This window comes from Mesorhizobium sp. M5C.F.Ca.ET.164.01.1.1, from assembly GCF_004792125.1.
Taxonomy (GTDB): domain Bacteria; phylum Pseudomonadota; class Alphaproteobacteria; order Rhizobiales; family Rhizobiaceae; genus Mesorhizobium; species Mesorhizobium wenxiniae.
The window spans coordinates 1-313 of record NZ_SRTG01000413.1 but is presented as its reverse complement, the minus strand read 5'-3'; the positions used below and the strand labels follow the sequence as shown (position 1 = coordinate 313).

At 61.0% G+C, this 313-nt stretch carries 1 protein-coding gene; it reads right to left on the bottom strand.

Annotated features, from left to right (window positions below; all coding sequences use genetic code 11):
* A partial coding sequence (locus tag EN807_RS34060; RefSeq protein ID WP_135938060.1) for a transposase occupies positions 1-283 on the bottom strand: 283 nt, incomplete at its 3' end.
* Positions 284-313: the final 30 nt, after the last annotated feature.

Here is a 313-nt window from a genome sequence, read left to right as displayed (position 1 = left end):
CGAGCCCGACAAAGCGCCGGAATGACAATCGATCGCCCAGCGCTTCCTCGAGCTCGCGATCCGATAGCCCATAGAGTGATTGCAGCAATAGCGCCTTGAAGAGTAACAACGGCGGCCAGGCCGCACGGCCCGCCCCGCCATCGCGTAGCGGGTTGAGCAGCTTCTCGAAGCGATACCACTTCACCAGACCGGACAGTCGATCGAGCGGCGAGGATCCACCTGCAAGCTTCTGGCCCAAAAATGCTTCCGCCAGGCTCAACTGACCAGTCTGCTTCACCGCCATTGCGATTCCCTCTGAGACGGAAGCTCGGAG